We start from the raw sequence: 846 nt of genomic DNA on the forward strand, positions 1-846 counted from the left end.
GTGCACCAGGTTGTAGAGCACCAGGAAGAGCCCCACCGCCCACACGCCCAGGAACGGCACCATCGCCGCGCACAGGCCGCCCACCGCCGGCTTGAGCGACAGCCAGAAGAAGCCGTCCCCCAGCGCCGCCAGCGGCCCCATCAGCGCCGCCTTGAAGCCCACCACCCGGTCCGGCGTCTCCTCCCCCCGGGCGATCTTCTGCTCGTGGTTGACGACGCCGCCCACGATGGCCGCCGCCACGTACGGGTGGGTGTTGAAGAAGACCAGGTGCCGGCGCACCGCCGCTTCCCGTAAGGGGCCCGGCGGGTACAGCCGCTCCAGCGCCGGATACACGGCATACGCCAGCCCCAGGTTCTGCATCCCCTTGGGGTTCCACGACGCCTGGAGGAAGAGCGAGCGCAGGAAGACGCGCAGCACCGTCGTCCGGGGCAGCGGCGCGGGCGGCAGGGGCGCCGCCGGGGCGCCCTGGGGAGGCGTGCTCAGGGGAGGCGCGCTCATGGCCGCTCCTGGAGCCGGGAGAGGAGCACCGCCGCCGTCACGCCCGCCGCCGCGAGCCCGGCGTACAGGGGGGCGCGCCTGGCGTGGCTGCTCTGCGCGGCGATGGCCGCCGCCACGCACGCCATGGCGGGGTATGCCCACGCCAGGCCCCGCACCAGCCCCTGCGGCAGCGCCACCATCACGGGCTCCAGGAAGAAGCCCGCCAGGGCGCACGCGCCGGTGAGGGCGCCGTAGCCCACGAAGTGCGGCCACATGCCCCACAGGTTCTGCCGCATGGCGCGCGTGAGGTTGCCGGCCTCCGCGGACGCCAGGGCCACGCGCGCGAGCCGGGCCGAGTAGCCCTCCAGC

The 846-nt window shown here is 74.9% G+C and carries 1 protein-coding gene and 1 pseudogene; both read right to left on the reverse strand.

The features are described 5' to 3' along the window. Positions 1–498, reverse strand: a 498-nt coding sequence (locus D7V97_RS43375; RefSeq protein ID WP_147445275.1) for a PTS system mannose/fructose/sorbose family transporter subunit IID, incomplete at its 3' end; no start/stop codon positions are given. Next, a pseudogene (locus D7V97_RS43380) lies at positions 495–846 on the reverse strand (PTS mannose transporter subunit IID); the annotation flags it as partial. The gene D7V97_RS43375 and the pseudogene D7V97_RS43380, both read right to left, overlap by 4 nt.

Source organism: Corallococcus sp. CA053C (assembly GCF_003611675.1).
Classification (GTDB): Bacteria; Myxococcota; Myxococcia; order Myxococcales; family Myxococcaceae; genus Corallococcus.